Below are 15,245 nucleotides of genomic sequence, written 5' to 3'. Positions count from 1 at the left end.
TCAGCGCTTTTCTGCCGTCCGGAGCACGTAGCCCACGCCGCGCTTGGTCTGGATCAGTGCGGGGGCGTCGGGGTCGATGTCCACCTTCCGGCGAAGGTAGGAAATGTACGACTCCACGATGGAGGCGTCACCGTTGAAGTTGTATTCCCAGACGTGGTCCAGGATCTGCGATTTGGAGAGCACCCGGTTGGGATTGAGCATGAGGTAGCGGAGCAGCTTGAACTCGGTGGGGGAGAGCTCAATCACGGTACCGCCGCGGCGTACTTCGTGCGCGTCGTCGTCGAGCTCCAGATCGTCCACGCGGATCACGGCGTCGTCATCCATCATCGGCTGCGTGCGGCGCAGGACGGCGCGGATCCGGGCCACCACCTCATCGAGGCTGAACGGTTTGGTGACGTAATCGTCCCCGCCGACAGTGAGCCCGGTGACCTTGTCCTCGGTGTCGTCCTTGGCAGTAAGGAACAGGACCGGGAAATGCTTCCCGGCGGCGCGGAGGCGGCGGGTGACAGTGAAGCCGTCCATGTCAGGCAGCATGACGTCCAGCACGGCCAGGTCCGGGGCATGGGCATCCGCGGCTGCAAGGGCGTCACGTCCGTTGGCTGCCGAGACGACGTCGAATCCAGCAAACCGCAGCGAAGTGGAGAGCAGCTCGCGGATGTTGGGTTCGTCGTCGACAACGAGGAGCTTCGCTTCTGGACCGTTCTTGTTCATGCTCCCATCATGCTCCCAGACTCTGGGAGTTGTCTGGATATTTGTTGGAAGCCAGGTGGGGAAAGGGGGTGCTCACCAACCCATGGTCCCGGGTTCGCCCTTGAACGGGCCAGCCACGCGGTCAGTGATCCAGCCTCCGTAGAAGCCTCCCGCCTGCGGACGGACACGCTCGCCCTCCACTTCGCAGTAGTCCATCCTGCCCGGGTACACGGCAACGCGGTCAGCCAGTGCCTCATACCCCTTGGATGGCTCCGGGTAGAACCACGCTGCTGCTTCAGCCACCGTCCCGCCGCCGTGGACAGTCAGGTAGTGTGCTGCGCCTTTGAACTCACAGAAGCTGCTTCCGGGGGCCGGTTCCAAGGACCCTGGCGGGAACGCCGACCGGGGCAAGTAGTAGACCGGCGGGTGGCTGGTTTCGAGCACCCTGAGCGAGTCAGCGGTGTCCAGGATCAGTTCGCCGCCAAGGACGATCCGGATCCGTTCGGTGCCCGGCTCCACGCGTGGGGGCCGGGGGTAGTCCCATACGGATTCCTGTCCGGGGCGGGGGATGGCGGGGGTAACTTTTGGGCGCATGCCTCCAGTGTGCAGGACGGGAACCCAAACCGGAGTAAGAACGTTCCGGGCTTCACGCCTTCCACCGGGTGCAGCACGGGAATACAGTGATGGTGCCGGGCTTGGGTCCATCCCTAATCCGGCACCGCAGGGCCCTCCCGGCGCCCGCGGATCCGTGCCTGGCTGCTGTACAACATGTTCTTCAAGGATTTCCGGCCCAATGAAGGGGATAGACCATCATGACTGACCTGAGTGCATCCGAAAACACCGCATCCAACGAACGCAGCATCCGGGACTGGGCGGACCTGGCGGAGGAGATGTGGTCATACCTCACCGGCAAGGGTGCCGCGATCAACTACCAGTTCGTTGATATGACCGTCGAGGTGCCGCGTGACATTGGCCCCGACGCTCCCCGGGCCACCTGGAAGCTGAACGGCAGCCTGCGCGTCACCACCAGCGACAAGGATGCCGTTGGCTCCGATCTGAACCGTGGCTGACGGATATGGCTGACTACCGCCTGGACGTGGATCTGGACTTCTCGTACACAGATGAGTCCGGATCGGTTACGAGGGGCAGCGCCCGGTCCTCGGGCACGGACGTCACGGTGTCCATGGACAGCCTGGCACCCCTGGGAGGCGGCGGCATCCCGTCACTGGACGAAATCAGGCCACTGGCGGAGATGCTGGCCGGGAAGGGACTCAGTGTCACCCTCTCCGGCCCGGACGGAAGCATCGTCAGCCTGGGGGCGGTGAACAGCCCCGCCTCACAGCGCCTGGTGACGCGGTCGCCCCACATCAAACTGGGCAAGCTGGGAGCACTCGTACCGATTGTCAGGCAGGGCCGGCGCAAGGCGGCAGCCGTCCCGCTGCTGCCGCCGTCCACTCCGTTGCCCTTGCTCCCCACCGTCCGGCGGAAGATAAACCGCCGGATCACCACCACGCACTACACCCGGGGCAGCGGCCGGCCGCGGTTGATCTTCGTCCAGGATTCAGCCACATGGACCGGACAGATCCCCAGGGAAGTGACGCTTGCCGGGGAGAAGACCACGATCGGAAGCGACCCTGGCTGCGACATCCTCCTGGAGGGGCTGGAAGGGCTCCATGCCGAAATCAGGCATGACGAGCTGGACGAGTACGTCCTGGTCCCTCACGGCGTGGTCAGCGGCAGCGTGGCGCAGGGCGGACCTTCAGTGCTTCGCACCGGCGCCAGGATCCAGATGGGGCAGTGGTGCCTCGCCTTCTTCCGGGAAGAGTTCGCCGACCACGGCCGCCCTTACGGCGGCCGCAGCGGTGGTGAACTGGCGTACGAGCGCCCGCAGTTCGATCCTCGGACCGGCACCATGGAAAGGGACAGTTCGCGCGGGGTGACCTGACAGGACCCAACCTGGCCGGCACGGCCTAGTCAGCCGTTTCCACGTCCTTGGCGTCCATGATCCGGTACGCGTAGCCCTGTTCCGCCAGGAACCGCTGGCGCTTGGCGGCGAAGTCCTGGTCCAGGGTGTCCCGCGCCACGAGCGAGTAAAAGCGTGCCGAGCGGCCGTCCTTCTTGGGCCGCAGGAGCCTGCCCAGCCGCTGGGCTTCCTCCTGCCGGGAACCGAATGAGCCCGACACCTGGATCGCCACAGAGGCCTCGGGAAGGTCGATGGAAAAGTTGGCCACCTTGGAGACCACCAGCGTTTGGATCTCCCCGGCACGGAAGGCGTCAAACAGCTTCTGGCGCACCTTTACCGATGTATCGCCCTTGATCACGGGCGCATTTAGGCGCTCGCCGAGCTCGTCCAGCTGGTCGATGTACTGGCCGATGACCAGCAGCTGTTCACCTGTATGCCGGCTGACCAGCTGCTCCACCACCTGGGTCTTGGACTCGGAGGTGGCACAGAGCCGGTACTTGTCAGCGTCCTCAGCCATGGCGTAGGCAACCCGTTCGTCCTTGGGCAGGTCCACGCGGACTTCCACGCAGTCGGCTGGCGCGATGTAGCCCTGGGACTCGATGTCCTTCCAGGGCGCGTCGTAACGTTTGGGCCCGATCAGGCTGAACACCTCGCCCTCGCGGCCGTCCTCCCGCACCAGGGTTGCCGTCAGTCCGAGGCGCCGCCGCGCCTGCAGGTCCGCCGTCATCCGGAAGATCGGCGCTGGCAGGAGATGCACCTCGTCGTAGATGATCAAACCCCAGTCGTGCCCGTCCACCAGCTCCAGGTGGGGGTAGAGGCCGCCGCGCTTCATGGTGAGGACCTGGTAGGTGGCGATGGTCACCGGGCGGACTTCCTTGACCGCCCCGGAGTACTCGCCGATCTCGTCCTCCGTAAGGGACGTGCGCTTCAGCAGTTCGTCCTTCCACTGGCGCGCGGCCACGGTGTTGGTCACCAGGATCAGGGTGGTGGTGGACCCGGTAGCCATGGCGGCAGCCCCCACCAGCGTCTTCCCGGCGCCGCAGGGCAGCACCACCACGCCGCTGCCTCCGGACCAGAAGTTGTCGCTCGCCATTTGCTGGTAGGGCCTCAGCTTCCAGCCGTCCTCGTTGAGGGCGATCAGGTGTGGTGTGCCGTCCACGTAGCCCGCCAGGTCTTCGGCCGGCCAGCCGATCTTCAGCAGCAGCTGTTTGAGCTGTCCCCGCTGGGAGGCGTGCACCACCACTGTTTCGCCGTCAATCCTGGGCCCGAGCAGGGGCTGGATCTTTTTGGCCCGGATGACTTCCTCCAGTACCGGATAGTCATCGGTCCGCATGACCAGCCCGTGCTGGGGGTCCTTCTCCAGGCGCAGCCGTCCGTAGCGGGACATGGTTTCTTCGACGTCGATCAGCAGCGAATGCGGCACGGGGAAGCGCGAGTACTTCAGCAATGTATCCAGAACCTTCTCCGCATCCAGTCCGGCTGCGCGGGCGTTCCAGAGCCCCAGGGGCGTCAGCCGGTAACTGTGCATGTGCTCCGGTGCCCGTTCGAGCTCCGCGAAGGGTGCGATGGCGTGGCGGGCTTCGGTTGCCAGCTCATGGTCCACTTCCAGCAAAATGGTCTTGTCGCTTTGGACGATCAAAGGTCCGTCGTTCACGCCGGGAAGTCCTTCACTGGTGCAGTTTCCTCTGCAGCCTCAATGTCGATGATGCGGTGGATGGACAGCACGCGTTCAGTTTCCCTGGCGGGATCAAACACCCGGACGCGTCCGCCGCTTACAGAGAGCGGAACAACCGTTTCCAGGTTGGCATTCCCCAGGCCGTCCACCACGTTCATGCTGATCCGCTGCTTGAGCCTGATGGCGCGCTGCAGGGCCTCAAGCCCCAGCTGCGTCCCCGTCTCGCCGGCGTGGTCTCCGGGCGCGCCGCGGTGTCCGACGGCGGCGCCACCCTGGCGCAGGACCGCCAGCTGGGCTTCCACCTCCTCCGTCCCGGGCGCCATCCGCGGCGCGGTGTACACCGGGCGGTGGGCGTCCTGGGCGGCCTGGGTTCCGCGGAGCCGGACGACGGGCTCATCCGCGCCGTCCACGGCAGGGGAGAGGCCCAGGGTGCGGAGGACCTGTGCGGTTTCCCGCGGTGGCGCGGACGAAACCAGGACAGTTGGGGCAATCTTCTCCAGCTTCAGGTGGGCTGCCGTAGGCCCGGACAGAAGCTCCAGCAGGGCGCCCTCGTCCTCGCTGTGGACGAAGCTGGCCGCCGGCCCCACCCGCAGCCTTCCGTGCCGCAGCGATGTGTCCTCCACAAGGTATTGGAGAGGCTGGGGCACCGCGGTGGCGGAGTGATCGCGGAGGAACTCCAGGATGCCGGCAGCGTCGTACCCCGTGTCCAGGGCCCGCTTGATGGAGCCTTCCGAGAAGCGGTAGATGGTGGCCGGCCCCTGGCCTTCGGCGTCAGCCATCACCAGTAGCTTCTCGGTCAGCCCGGGGTCGAGGTACCCCGGGGCGACAGCTGTGAGATCTGCCTGGAGCAGGACATGGCTCAAAGCTGCCGGCAGGTGTTCGCCGAGGATGGCAATCGCGGCTTCCGGCTGGTCCTCCGCGAGGGCGCTGCCCAGTTGGCTGAGGGCGCCGGACCCCACCAGGCCCAGGAGTTCAGCTTCGGCGAGCACACCGCGGATCATCGAGCTGAAGCGGCGGGCCATCCGCGGCTGGGCCCATTCCGCGCGCTGGAGGACCGCTGCGGCATCAAGCACCGGTGCGGTGCCGTCTGCGGAGCCGGCCTCCACGGTCAGTTCGTGCAAAATCTCCAGGATGCGTTTGCGGACCAGGGGAGCGTCAGGCCGTTGGGCTTCCGCCGACAAAGCGATGATGGTGCTGCCGGAGGCTGAACGGTGCGCCGCCGGCACGCCCCGCGTCCCGTTGATGGGCTGGCCCACCAGGGACGGCACGCGCTCGCTGGCCAGCCAGGCATTCACCAGCCAGAGCCACTGTTCCTGGCGCGGCAGGACCAGCCATTCAAGCTGCGGAGGCTGGACCCAGGACGAGGAATCGACGTCCAGGCGAATCAGGCCTGCCAGTGCGGCCAGCTCCAGCAGGAGTCCCGTTTGCTGCTGGTCGATCCGCAGCAACTCGGCCAGCCGCCTCATCTCGCGCACCCCTACGCCACCGCTGCGCAGCGTGGCCAAGGGTTGCTCCCGTACGGCATGGAGGAGCTCGCCCATCAGCCGCAGCGTCTCCGATATTGCGCTGAGCGCAGCATTCCTGCGCAGGACCGCAGAGGTCCGGCCGAGCTCTGGGACAGGGGGCTGGAGGGTGAAATCGTTGATGATCGCGCCGCCGCGCAGCGAGAGTCCCACGCTGTGGGGCAGCTCCACGTGTGCGGCGTCCAGGGGCACCAGCAAACCGCGCGCCAGCAGCCAGTCGACGGGCCCGACGTCGGACCCCTCCGTGGTGATGGAGGCCTTGCGTTGCGCCTGGGGGACCGCCCCCATGGCCCAGTTGCGGAACCTGGCGAGCAACGCCGTCGTCCGCTCCGGTGCCGTGGACAGGATGGTGTTGAGGGCCTCAGGCGAGGAGGTCCAGTGCTGCAGCGCCAGCGCCGCCTCCATGGGAGTAGTGGCATCGTGGATGGCCACGCCGCTGCGGTGCAGCTCGGAGACCAGCTGCACCACGCGCTGGGCGAAGGCGGGCTGAAGCCGGACCAGTTCCGTGTAGCTCCTGCCCAGCCCGGCGGGATAGATCCCTACCACATCCTTAAGCGAACCCACCGGGAGGTAGTGGCGCTGTTTTGCCGCAGATTCCGGGGTGCCATGGGGAGGATCGGCACGGTGCACCAGTGCCAGGTCCTGCAGAGTGTGCAGGATCCGTTCAACCGCGGCCCCTGACGATCCCGGAATCATTTTGCGGAGTCCAGCCGCCGAGGCGCTGTGCCCGGTGTCCGTATTGGTGCACAGGTGGAGTGTCTCAAGGACCTGCATCTGCGGCCTGTTGAGCCGTTCCAGCGCACGCTGCACGCTGAGCCTGGCGCTGGCCCGCGCCGCGAGGGCGCCGAAGTCGGGGACGGGGGGAGTGATGAGGTCCGGCCGGGCGTCGAACAGCGCACGCAGTGAATTGTCGCTGCGTGCCTCCAGCTCCTTGCTCAACGCGCGAATGAGGGACATCAGTCCAACGTTACCGCCGGTCCGGCTTTCCTGCCCGGCGCCGCCCGGCAACGCTGTCCAGAACCAGGAAAAGCATCAGGAGGAACGCGACCGGCAGGCCGTACAGCGCCGAGTACGTTACCCAGGAGGGGGCCACTGACCCGGCGAAGGCCAAGGCCATCACGGTGCCTACTGCCACCAGGGAGAGCACGGCGACAGCTGCGGCGAGGATCATCAGGGCGCGCCGGTAACGCGAGGGAGTCATGGACGTAACGCTACAGCTCCGGCACCCTCCGGCGTGAACGCTGCTGCACGGAGCCCCGGAATGCCTCCGCAAGGCACATAAAAGCAGGAATAGGGCGGTGGGCAGGATAACCTTGGGGGATAGACCAACACGGCCTGCAGCCGCCATACCCTAAACCCGCACAGCAATGCGGATGCGGTGGCGGGCGGCCGTGTCAGAAGACGCAGAACGAAGAAGGTTGATTACGTGCCTACCGGCAAGGTCAAGTGGTATGACAAGGACAAGGGCTTTGGTTTCCTCGCGGGCGAGGACGGCCAGGAGGTATTCCTGCCTAAATCGTCGCTGCCCGAGGGCGTAACAGAGCTTAAGGCCGGCACCCGGGTTGAGTTCGGTGTGGCTGACGGCCGGAAGGGCGCCCAGGCGCTTGGCCTGCGCGTCCTGGACAAGACACCTTCCCTCGCCAAGGCAAAGCGGCCCAGTGCAAAAGACCTTGCTCCCCTTGTCCAGGATCTGGTGACTGTCCTGGACAACCTGTCCGGAACGCTCTCGGCAGGCAAATACCCGGAAGGCAACAAGGGCAAGGCCATCGCCGCTGCCCTGCGTAAGGTTGCCGACGAGCTGGACGTTTAGGCACTGATGATCCCGGAAGCTGAACAGCCGGTCCCGGCCCCGCCGGAACAGGACATGCCGGAAGAGGACGGTACGACGGCGGGTGGCGCGGCCGCTGCCGGCCCCGCAGTTGCGGGGACGAAGGCTGCCTCCAAGCGCCGCGCGGGTGTCCCGGTATGGCGGACAGGGAAGCCGGATGCTTTCCTTGCCGCCGCCGTGGACGCGGCGCGTGCTGCTGTGGAGGAAATCACGCCTGCACCGACCGTTGGCCGCCACCTGGCGGCCAAAAGCGAAGGCGACCGCCTGGTGACGCACCTGTTTGAATCCCGGCTGCCTGGCTACCTGGGCTGGCAGTGGTACGCGGTACTTACCCGCAACTCCCGCTCCAAGGTGGTCACCGTCAGCGAACTCGGCCTGCTGCCGTCGGAAGATTCGATCCTTGCCCCGGAATGGGTGCCGTGGGCTGAACGCGTCCGGCCCGAGGATGAGCAGGACCAGGAGCCGGAGCAGGTCCGGGCAGGGGAGCCGGAAGCTGGCGGGCAGGAAGCCGGGCCCGTGGAAGGCGAAGCCGATGACGACGCCCAGGATGCCGGAACAGAGCCCGCCGTCGACGCTCCTGGTGGTGCCTCTCTTCCGCCCGCACAGCACGCGGAAGACGACGCCGTCACACCTTGAGGCACGCTGAACACTCCCCGCGACATACACAAAGGCGCCGCCCGGAACTAACTCCGGGCGGCGCCTTTGTAATTTAACGCTCTTTGCTGCTGGGTGCGCTGCTTTTGGGACCACTGAGCCCGCAGCGCGGACTGCTGCTGGAGCCCGCTACTTGCGCAGCTTGCCCACCACGAAGTCGATGCTGGCCAGCAGCGCGGAAACGTCGTCCGGTTCGATGGCCACGAACGTGGCGATGCGCAGCTGGTTGCGGCCGAGCTTGCGGTAGGGCTCGGTGTCCACGACGCCGTTGGCCCGCAGCACCTTTGCCACCACGGCTGCGTCCACGGACTCGTCAAAGTCGATGGTGGCGATGACGTTGGAGCGCTCATCCGGGTTGGTGACGAACGGGGTGGCGAACTCGGAAGATTCGGCCCAGCTGTAGATGCGGCCGGCGGAATCGGCGGTGCGTGCGGAGGCGAAGTCCAGGCCGCCGTTGGCGTTCAGCCACTGCACCTGGGCATCCAGCGTCACCAGGGTGGACAACGACGGCGTGTTGTACGTCTGGTTCAGCCGCGAGTTGTCGATTGCGGTCTGCAGGTCGAGGAAATCCGGGATCCAGCGGTCGGTGGCCTTGATGCGGGCCGCGCGGTCCAGGGCGGCGGGGGAGAACAAGCCCAGCCAGAGTCCGCCGTCGGAGGCAAAGTTTTTCTGCGGGGCGAAGTAGTAGACGTCGCTCTCCGCCACGTCCACGTCAAGGCCGCCGGCCGCTGATGTTGCGTCAACCAGCACCAGTGCGCCCTCGTCCGCGCCTGCTACGCGCTTCACGGGGGCGGAGACGCCGGTGGAGGTCTCGTTCTGCGGCCAGGCGTAGGCATCAACGCCCGCTTCGGCCTGCGCGGCCGGGCGGGTACCTGGTTCGGACTTGATGATGGAGGAGGCAGCCAGGAAGGGCGCCTTGTTGGTGGCGGCCGCGAATTTGGACCCAAACTCACCGAACGAGAGGTGTTGGGCCTTCTGCTCCACCAGGCCGAAGCTGGCGATGTCCCAGAACGCAGTGGAACCGCCGACACCGAGGACCACCTCATAGCCCTCGGGTGCCCGGAAGAACTGGCTGAGGCCCTCGCGCACCGACCCCACCAGGTTCTTCACCGGAGCCTGCCGGTGCGAGGTTCCCAGGATGGTTTTCGACGCGGCGGAAAGCGCATCGATCTGCTCCTGCCGGACCTTTGACGGGCCAGCGCCGAACCGTCCGTCCTTGGGCAGGAGGTCGGCGGGAATAGTGATGCTGTTTTCGCTCACAGGTGCTCCAATTTCGGCGTGGACGCGGCTAGGGTCCGGACGGGTGGTTGCTTGGCGGACAGTCGGCTGTGACTGCAACTTTCGGCCCTCCTCATTCTGCCTGAACAGGCGTTGGGGCGGGAACCGGCGCCGTCATAGTCCAGACACTGAGACGGCCTGGTGTGACGGCCGCCAACTATTCGGACAAAGTCAAAATAGGCTAAGCTTTTCAACGGACTACGTCGCGCGGAAGGCGATACGGTGGGACAACGCAAGGTACTGCGCTCGAGGAGCTGAGCTGGATGACGGATCTGATCGACACTACGGAGATGTACCTTCGGACCATCTTGGAGCTTGAGGAAGAGAATATCGTTGCCCTTCGCGCCCGAATCGCCGAACGCCTGCGCCACTCAGGGCCCACAGTGTCCCAGACCATTGGCAGGATGGAGCGGGACGGCCTGGTGGTGGTCTCGGGAGACCGGCACCTCGAACTCACCGAAGTTGGCCGGAAGCGCGCTACCGAAGTGATGCGGAAGCACCGGCTGGCGGAGAGGCTGCTGGCAGACGTGATCGGCCTGGACTGGGCCTACGTCCATGACGAGGCCTGCCGCTGGGAGCACGTCATGAGCGAACGCGTGGAACGGCGCATCTACGAGCTGCTTGACCACCCAACGGAGTCCCCATACGGCAACCCCATCCCTGGCCTCGCTGCCCTCGGCGGCCAGGCATCACAGGGCTTTGCCGACGGGGCCATCAGCCTTCTGGAAGCAATGAAGTCCTATGGCCCGGCGTCCGAGGTAACCGTAAGCCGCCTGGCTGAGCCGATCCAGGTGGAACCGGAACTGCTGGTCCAGCTGGACGAGGGTGGAATCCGCCCCGGGGCCGCAGTCTCGCTGGAGCGGGTGGGAGACTACATTTCGGTCCGCGTGCCCGGCATAGAGGGCGCCCTGGAGCTGCCACCGGAAGTGGCGGCCCACGTCTTCGTTGCCATCCGGTAAACGGGCCTACTACCCCGGCTGGGGCAGAATAGGCAAAGATAACGGAATTGTTACTTTGGGACTTCTGGCCCTATAGTTAAACCCAAGCGTAGATACTAAAGCGTTACCTGATCCGGAGCCGAGCTCTGCCAGCGGATCAGGTGCACGAGTCATTACTGGCAGAGGCGGGGGAACCACAACCGGCAGACGGGGGACTGCCTTGGGGTGAAGTCCGTCAGCAGCAAGCCTCTTCCAGCGTTGGATCCTTCCGGGGATACCTCTGTGCCGAGCTTGCCCAGGCGGACCGGGTCTGTGAACTCTCTGACCCGAATCCGACAGCTAACTTCGCAGGCTTTCCAGAGAGGAACCCTTCTTGTCCATGCAGACCCCCAAGGGGCGCCGCCGCGCGGCCGCCCCCGTTTCAACGCCGCGCGTTGTCGAGGTCATCACCACGGAACGCCCCCGCGATCCGCACCGTGATGCACGCCGCCGTCGAGGACCCTTCCGGCAAATCACTGAATTTGCCTCCGCCAGCGGAATCGGCCAGAAGGCCGGAATTGCGCTGGCCGCCACCGGGCTGGTGTTGACCGTGACCGTTCCGGCCACCAGCCCCGTCATGGCCACCGACAGTGCCGGCAGCGTTACCCCGGTGGCAGCCTCGGCTATCACTCCGCAGCCGCAGGTATCGGCCGAGGCCGGCGCGCAGATCGACTTCAGCCGCTCTGCCGTGGTGACCCAGGCGGACCCCGACGGCAAACTGAAGCAGCTGCTCAGCGCGCAGTCCGCAGGTTCCGTATCCCGCGCAGCATCTGCCGGAAGCCTCGGAGCCCCTTTGGCCGCGCTGTCCACTGCCTCCCCGTTCGGTTACAGGGTCAGCCCGATCACCGGCGGCTCCGGTGACTTTCACCGCGGCCAGGACTACGTGGCCCAGTGCGGCACCTCGGTCCTGGCAGCAGCCACCGGCACTGTGACATTCGTTGGCTGGCACCAGTACGGCGGCGGAAACCGGGTTGTCGTGGACCACGGCAACGGCCTGGAGACCACGTACAACCACCTCTCGTCCTTCAGCGTCACCGAGGGCCAGACGGTCTCCCGCGGCGATGTCCTCGCGCTCAGCGGCACCACGGGTGCTTCAACAGGCTGCCACCTCCACTTCGAGGTCCAGGTCAACGGCGAAGTCGTCGATCCCACCGGCTGGCTGTAGTCAAATGATGGTTCACTCTCGAATCATCGTGACCTGCCGTGACCTGAATGTGACATTCAACGAAAACTGCTGTACCGTCTAACTCGCGTCAACTTTTCCGAAGTTGACGCTCTTGTGCGGATTGCCTAGCTCTGCCACCGCTCAAGGTCCGTTCGCATTTCATCGTCTGGCAGGGGCGGGGGAACCAATTTTGGTCTTTGCTTGAGCGAAGGCCTTGGGGTTAAGTCGCAAAGCTTCCTTGGAAGCGATGTGGCCGGGTGACTCCCATCCGAATCCGACAGCTCACCTCGCAGGCATTGGGAGAGGCTACCTTCGTGTCTTCACGCCATAATTCTGCGCGCCACCGTGCGCAAACGGTTCGTACCAACCCTTTGGACACCGTGTCCAAGGCTGTTAGTGCCAATGCCGGGACAGTAGGTCGCCAGGCTGCCGTTATCGCAGCCGCTTCCGGTCTCATCCTCAGCATGGGCCTGCCTGCAAACGCCGCGGACACCACCGCCGGCGTTTCCGCTTCCACCGAGTCCGGGTCTGCCCAGTCCGCCCTCGCGGTGACCGCAGCACCCACCGCCACCGTCTCCTTCGAGCGTCCCGTGGTGAAGACCACCGCCGCTCCGAAGCCGGCACCGGTGCGGGCACAGTCGACCGATTCCGAGAGCCGGACTGCTTCCGGAACCCGGACGGCTTCCACCGCGTCGGCCTCCACCGCGCCGGCTCCCGAAGCTGCAGCTGAGAAGCAGGCCGAAACGGTTTCCTCGGCCTCCACCTCCGGCATTGCCGCACTCGCGTACACCGGCATCGGCCGTCCCTACGTCTGGGGCGGCACCACCCCCAACGGCTGGGACTGCTCCGGCTTCACCCAGTGGGTTTATGCCCAGGCCGGCATCAGCATCCCGCGCGTCAACGCCTGGACGGCAATGACGCCCACCTCCACCCCGCAGCCGGGTGACCTGGTCATGCAGAACGGTGGCGCGCACGTAGGCATCTACGTCGGCAACGGCATGATGATCAGCGCGCTCAACCCCTCCCAGGGCACGCTGCTTCACTCGGTGGCCGCCACCGGAAGCTCCGCCTTCTTCACGATCAATAAATAGTTCTTGGGCCTTCGGGCCCAAGAGCTATTTCTTTGCTCCACCACGCTTTCCACAAACACCACATCCCCGTTCGGGGCGTGCCGGCGTACCCCCAAGATGCCGGCACGCCCATACCCCTTGGTGCCCACAACGGCCTGAGGAAAACGAAAGAGAGAACTGATGACTACTCGTGCCACCGCACGGCATCGCGCCGAAGTCACCAAGACCAGCTCAATTGCCGTTATCGCCAAGGCTGTTGGCGGCAACGCCGGCGGCATGGGCCGCCAGGCAGCGGTTATTGCTGCTGCTTCAGGCCTGGTGCTGACCAGCGGCATCGCTGCAAACGCGGCTGACTCCAGCGTCCAGCGCGACTCCGCCCCGGCGTCCACCCTGGAAGTTGAGTCCTCTGTCGAGGCGCCGATCTCCGCTGCTTCCACCATCGCCATCACCTTCGAGAAGCCGGCCGTCACCACCACGCCCGCGCCTGTTGTGGTTGTCGAGGAAGAGCCAGCTCCTGTTGAGGTCGAGGAAGCCGAGCCGGCTCCCGCCGTCGTCCAGCCTGCCGCAGCCCCCAAGGTGACCGCCAAGGTAACCACCGCCTCTGCACCCGCTGCAGCTCCTGCCGCTTCCGCCAGCGGCAAGGGCGCAGCCATCCTCTCCGCTGCGTACGCACAGCTGGGCGTCACGCAGGACTGCACCATGCTGGTGACCAACTCCCTGGCTGCAGTGGGCATCAACTTCCACGACTGGCCTGCAGGGTACCTCTCCCTGGGCCGCACCGTAAGCGCCGCGGAAGCCCAGCCGGGCGACCTCATCTACTACGCAGACGGTGGCGCGGGCATGGCCCACATCGCTGTCTACGCCGGCAACGGCCAGGCTGTCCACGGTGGATACAACGGAAACCAGACTGTCGTCTTCAGCGCCAATGTTGGCTCCGGCCCTGTTTTCATCCGCGTGAACTAACGAGCCCCGCGTTAGCCTTTCCCTGGGAACGGCACGAAGAACCCCTGCCCCGCGGCAGGGGTTCTTCCATTTAAGGACGATGCCGGCGGAGTGCAGCCCGCAGCCACCCGGGGAACCCCGCCAATGGACCCGACACGGCAGTTTTGGAAAACCGCAATTAGCTGATAGTGGGCTTCTATGTTTACTCTTGTGGTGTCGATCCATAGCCCGGACATGCCGAGGGCAGCCGGCCCTCGTGCCCCTGACGGGTGCGGCCGTGAAGAGGTACGTGCATGCGCACTCTCGTTCTGAATGCTGGATATGAACCGCTGGCGGTCATCACGTTCCGCCGGGCGCTGGTGCTTGTGCTCACAGGCAAAGCCAGCGTGGTTGCCGAGGGTGATGATCCCGTGGTGGGACCGCAGGAGATATTGGGCCGCCCGTCCGTTATCCTCCTGAACCGCTATATCCGTCCCAGATACAACCAGGCCACGGCCGTCAGCCGCCGCGGAGTGCTGAGGCGTGATGGCCACCGGTGCGCCTACTGCGGAAAAGCAGCCCACACTATCGACCATGTCCAGCCCAAGTCCCGCGGCGGTGCCGATTCCTGGGAGAACCTGGTGGCGGCCTGCCTGCGCTGCAACAACGTCAAGGGCGACCATACTCCCGCCGAGATGGGGTGGAAGCTGCGGTTCGTCCCGGAGCCCCCGCACGGAACCATTTGGCAGATCAAGGAACTCGAAAAGCCCACCCCCGCCTGGGACCCGTTCCTGCTGCCCGAGCGCGCCGCCTGACCCCACCCCGCACCATGCGCTTGGTGACTAGGCTGGGGGAGTGGAAGAGAACCGGTTGCCCTTCGATGCCCTCATCCTGGCCGGCGGCCGGTCGTCCCGGCTGGGCGGAGTGCCGAAGCAGGACCTTGTCTTCCACAATGCCACTCTCCTGCAGCGTGCGCTTGCCGCGTCCGCAGGTGCCTCCAGCACGGTGGTGGTGGGTCCCCGGCCGGAATCTTCCGCTCCCGGGCTGATCTGGTGCCGTGAAGAACCGGAGTTCGCGGGGCCGGCTGCAGCCATCGCGGCCGGGCTGGAGGCTCTTGCACAGCACGGCAGCAGCACAACGGAATACACCCTTGTGCTGGCGTGCGATATGCCGCTGGTCCAGGACGCCGTAGCGGCACTGAAGGAGGCGCTGATCCCGGGAGGGGGTGACGGCGTCGTGGCCCGTTCCGGTGACGGGACCCTCCAGCCGCTGGCCGGCATCTACCGCACGGCCGGGTTAATAAAATCAGCGGCGGAACTGTCGTCACGCGGTGCCTTAATCAACGGCTCCGTGCGCTCCCTCCTTGCTAGTCTGGAGGTGCAGCCTGTCACCGTCCCCGCAGGTTCCACGGCAGACGTGGACACGTGGGATGATGCCGCCGCACTAGGGATTGCCGCCGGGAACCAGGACAAGGGCCAGGACCGGCGCAGCCGCAGTTAAC

Annotated in this window: 16 protein-coding genes and 2 riboswitches; of the genes, 10 read left to right on the top strand and 6 right to left on the bottom strand. The window is 65.7% G+C overall.

The annotated features are described in order from the left end of the window. Complete coding sequence (locus tag ACKAE7_RS10290; RefSeq protein WP_104186151.1) at nucleotides 1–711, bottom strand: response regulator transcription factor; 711 nt, start codon at nucleotides 709–711, stop codon at nucleotides 1–3. Nucleotides 712–783: 72 nt separating this feature from the next. Further along, a complete protein-coding gene (locus tag ACKAE7_RS10285; RefSeq protein WP_408979094.1) occupies nucleotides 784–1,284 on the bottom strand; it encodes a DUF427 domain-containing protein in 501 nt (166 codons plus the stop codon). A gap of 218 nt (nucleotides 1,285–1,502) precedes the next feature. Here ACKAE7_RS10285 and ACKAE7_RS10280 point away from each other — a divergent pair, with 218 nt between their 5' ends. Together ACKAE7_RS10280 and ACKAE7_RS10275 are read left to right on the top strand one after the other, a co-directional pair. Further along, a complete protein-coding gene (locus ACKAE7_RS10280) occupies nucleotides 1,503–1,760 on the top strand; it encodes a hypothetical protein (RefSeq protein ID WP_408979093.1) in 258 nt (85 codons plus the stop codon). Between the two features lie 5 nt (nucleotides 1,761–1,765). Further along, entirely contained in the window at nucleotides 1,766–2,635 is an 870-nt protein-coding gene (locus ACKAE7_RS10275; protein ID WP_191035267.1) for an FHA domain-containing protein, read from the top strand. Nucleotides 2,636–2,660: 25 nt separating this feature from the next. On the opposite strand, the gene ACKAE7_RS10270 is transcribed toward ACKAE7_RS10275, so the two are convergent. From ACKAE7_RS10270 to ACKAE7_RS10260, 3 genes are read right to left on the bottom strand one after another with little or no spacing between them, the layout of a single operon-like run. Beyond that, nucleotides 2,661–4,307, bottom strand: coding sequence for a DNA repair helicase XPB (locus tag ACKAE7_RS10270; RefSeq protein WP_377195394.1), 1,647 nt, complete (start codon nucleotides 4,305–4,307; stop codon nucleotides 2,661–2,663). Continuing rightward, the gene (locus ACKAE7_RS10265; protein WP_408979092.1) at nucleotides 4,304–6,808 is read right to left on the bottom strand and encodes a helicase-associated domain-containing protein; all 2,505 of its coding nucleotides are present in this window, start codon (nucleotides 6,806–6,808) and stop codon (nucleotides 4,304–4,306) included. Before ACKAE7_RS10265 ends, ACKAE7_RS10270 begins: the two co-directional genes overlap by 4 nt. Before the next feature lie 10 nt (nucleotides 6,809–6,818). Continuing rightward, the gene (locus tag ACKAE7_RS10260) at nucleotides 6,819–7,052 is read right to left on the bottom strand and encodes a hypothetical protein (RefSeq protein WP_188811078.1); all 234 of its coding nucleotides are present in this window, start codon (nucleotides 7,050–7,052) and stop codon (nucleotides 6,819–6,821) included. A 225-nt stretch (nucleotides 7,053–7,277) separates the two neighbouring features. Here ACKAE7_RS10260 and ACKAE7_RS10255 point away from each other — a divergent pair, with 225 nt between their 5' ends. Both ACKAE7_RS10255 and ACKAE7_RS10250 read left to right on the top strand, forming a co-directional pair. After that, entirely contained in the window at nucleotides 7,278–7,661 is a 384-nt protein-coding gene (locus ACKAE7_RS10255) for a cold-shock protein (protein ID WP_188811080.1), read from the top strand. A gap of 6 nt (nucleotides 7,662–7,667) precedes the next feature. Further along, complete coding sequence (locus ACKAE7_RS10250) at nucleotides 7,668–8,315, top strand: DUF3027 domain-containing protein (protein ID WP_190614629.1); 648 nt, start codon at nucleotides 7,668–7,670, stop codon at nucleotides 8,313–8,315. 147 nt (nucleotides 8,316–8,462) lie between these two features. Here ACKAE7_RS10250 and serC read toward each other — a convergent pair whose 3' ends face one another. Continuing rightward, a complete protein-coding gene (gene serC, locus ACKAE7_RS10245; protein ID WP_408979091.1) occupies nucleotides 8,463–9,593 on the bottom strand; it encodes a phosphoserine transaminase in 1,131 nt (376 codons plus the stop codon). A 281-nt stretch (nucleotides 9,594–9,874) separates the two neighbouring features. Here serC and ACKAE7_RS10240 point away from each other — a divergent pair, with 281 nt between their 5' ends. The 6 genes from ACKAE7_RS10240 (at nucleotide 9,875) to ACKAE7_RS10215 (ending at nucleotide 15,244) form a co-directional block, all read left to right on the top strand. Then, the gene (locus ACKAE7_RS10240) at nucleotides 9,875–10,570 is read left to right on the top strand and encodes a metal-dependent transcriptional regulator (RefSeq protein ID WP_104186160.1); all 696 of its coding nucleotides are present in this window, start codon (nucleotides 9,875–9,877) and stop codon (nucleotides 10,568–10,570) included. A 106-nt stretch (nucleotides 10,571–10,676) separates the two neighbouring features. Further along, a riboswitch (cyclic di-AMP (ydaO/yuaA leader) is annotated at nucleotides 10,677–10,918 on the top strand. Nucleotides 10,919–10,928: 10 nt separating this feature from the next. Next, nucleotides 10,929–11,753 (top strand): M23 family metallopeptidase, encoded by an 825-nt coding sequence (locus ACKAE7_RS10235; protein ID WP_408979100.1) that lies wholly within the window; start codon nucleotides 10,929–10,931, stop codon nucleotides 11,751–11,753. A gap of 136 nt (nucleotides 11,754–11,889) precedes the next feature. Continuing rightward, a riboswitch (cyclic di-AMP (ydaO/yuaA leader) is annotated at nucleotides 11,890–12,063 on the top strand. Between the two features lie 70 nt (nucleotides 12,064–12,133). Continuing rightward, a complete protein-coding gene (locus ACKAE7_RS10230) occupies nucleotides 12,134–12,844 on the top strand; it encodes a C40 family peptidase (RefSeq protein WP_188811086.1) in 711 nt (236 codons plus the stop codon). 159 nt (nucleotides 12,845–13,003) lie between these two features. Continuing rightward, on the top strand, nucleotides 13,004–13,786 hold the full coding sequence (locus ACKAE7_RS10225) for an NlpC/P60 family protein (RefSeq protein ID WP_188811088.1): 783 nt from the start codon (nucleotides 13,004–13,006) through the stop codon (nucleotides 13,784–13,786). A 272-nt stretch (nucleotides 13,787–14,058) separates the two neighbouring features. Continuing rightward, on the top strand, nucleotides 14,059–14,559 hold the full coding sequence (locus ACKAE7_RS10220; protein ID WP_066273874.1) for an HNH endonuclease: 501 nt from the start codon (nucleotides 14,059–14,061) through the stop codon (nucleotides 14,557–14,559). A gap of 40 nt (nucleotides 14,560–14,599) precedes the next feature. Continuing rightward, nucleotides 14,600–15,244, top strand: a complete 645-nt coding sequence (locus tag ACKAE7_RS10215) for a molybdenum cofactor guanylyltransferase (protein ID WP_229666419.1) — start codon at nucleotides 14,600–14,602, stop codon at nucleotides 15,242–15,244. Nucleotide 15,245 lies beyond the last annotated feature (1 nt).

The organism is Pseudarthrobacter sp. NKDBFgelt, from assembly GCF_046097905.1.
GTDB lineage: Bacteria > Actinomycetota > Actinomycetes > Actinomycetales > Micrococcaceae > Arthrobacter > Arthrobacter polychromogenes.
Note: the sequence above shows the minus strand (reverse complement) of the source record. Positions and strands in the feature narration are given on the sequence as shown.

Coding starts and splice junctions, on each gene's coding strand:
- ACKAE7_RS10290 (WP_104186151.1), bottom strand. CDS start 711: ATGAACAAGAACGGTCCAGAAGCGAAGCTCCTCGTTGTCGACGACGAA.
- ACKAE7_RS10285 (WP_408979094.1), bottom strand. CDS start 1,284: ATGCGCCCAAAAGTTACCCCCGCCATCCCCCGCCCCGGACAGGAATCC.
- ACKAE7_RS10280 (WP_408979093.1), top strand. CDS start 1,503: ATGACTGACCTGAGTGCATCCGAAAACACCGCATCCAACGAACGCAGC.
- ACKAE7_RS10275 (WP_191035267.1), top strand. CDS start 1,766: ATGGCTGACTACCGCCTGGACGTGGATCTGGACTTCTCGTACACAGAT.
- ACKAE7_RS10265 (WP_408979092.1), bottom strand. CDS start 6,808: ATGTCCCTCATTCGCGCGTTGAGCAAGGAGCTGGAGGCACGCAGCGAC.
- ACKAE7_RS10260 (WP_188811078.1), bottom strand. CDS start 7,052: ATGACTCCCTCGCGTTACCGGCGCGCCCTGATGATCCTCGCCGCAGCT.
- ACKAE7_RS10250 (WP_190614629.1), top strand. CDS start 7,668: ATGATCCCGGAAGCTGAACAGCCGGTCCCGGCCCCGCCGGAACAGGAC.
- ACKAE7_RS10240 (WP_104186160.1), top strand. CDS start 9,875: ATGACGGATCTGATCGACACTACGGAGATGTACCTTCGGACCATCTTG.
- ACKAE7_RS10235 (WP_408979100.1), top strand. CDS start 10,929: ATGCAGACCCCCAAGGGGCGCCGCCGCGCGGCCGCCCCCGTTTCAACG.
- ACKAE7_RS10225 (WP_188811088.1), top strand. CDS start 13,004: ATGACTACTCGTGCCACCGCACGGCATCGCGCCGAAGTCACCAAGACC.
- ACKAE7_RS10220 (WP_066273874.1), top strand. CDS start 14,059: ATGCGCACTCTCGTTCTGAATGCTGGATATGAACCGCTGGCGGTCATC.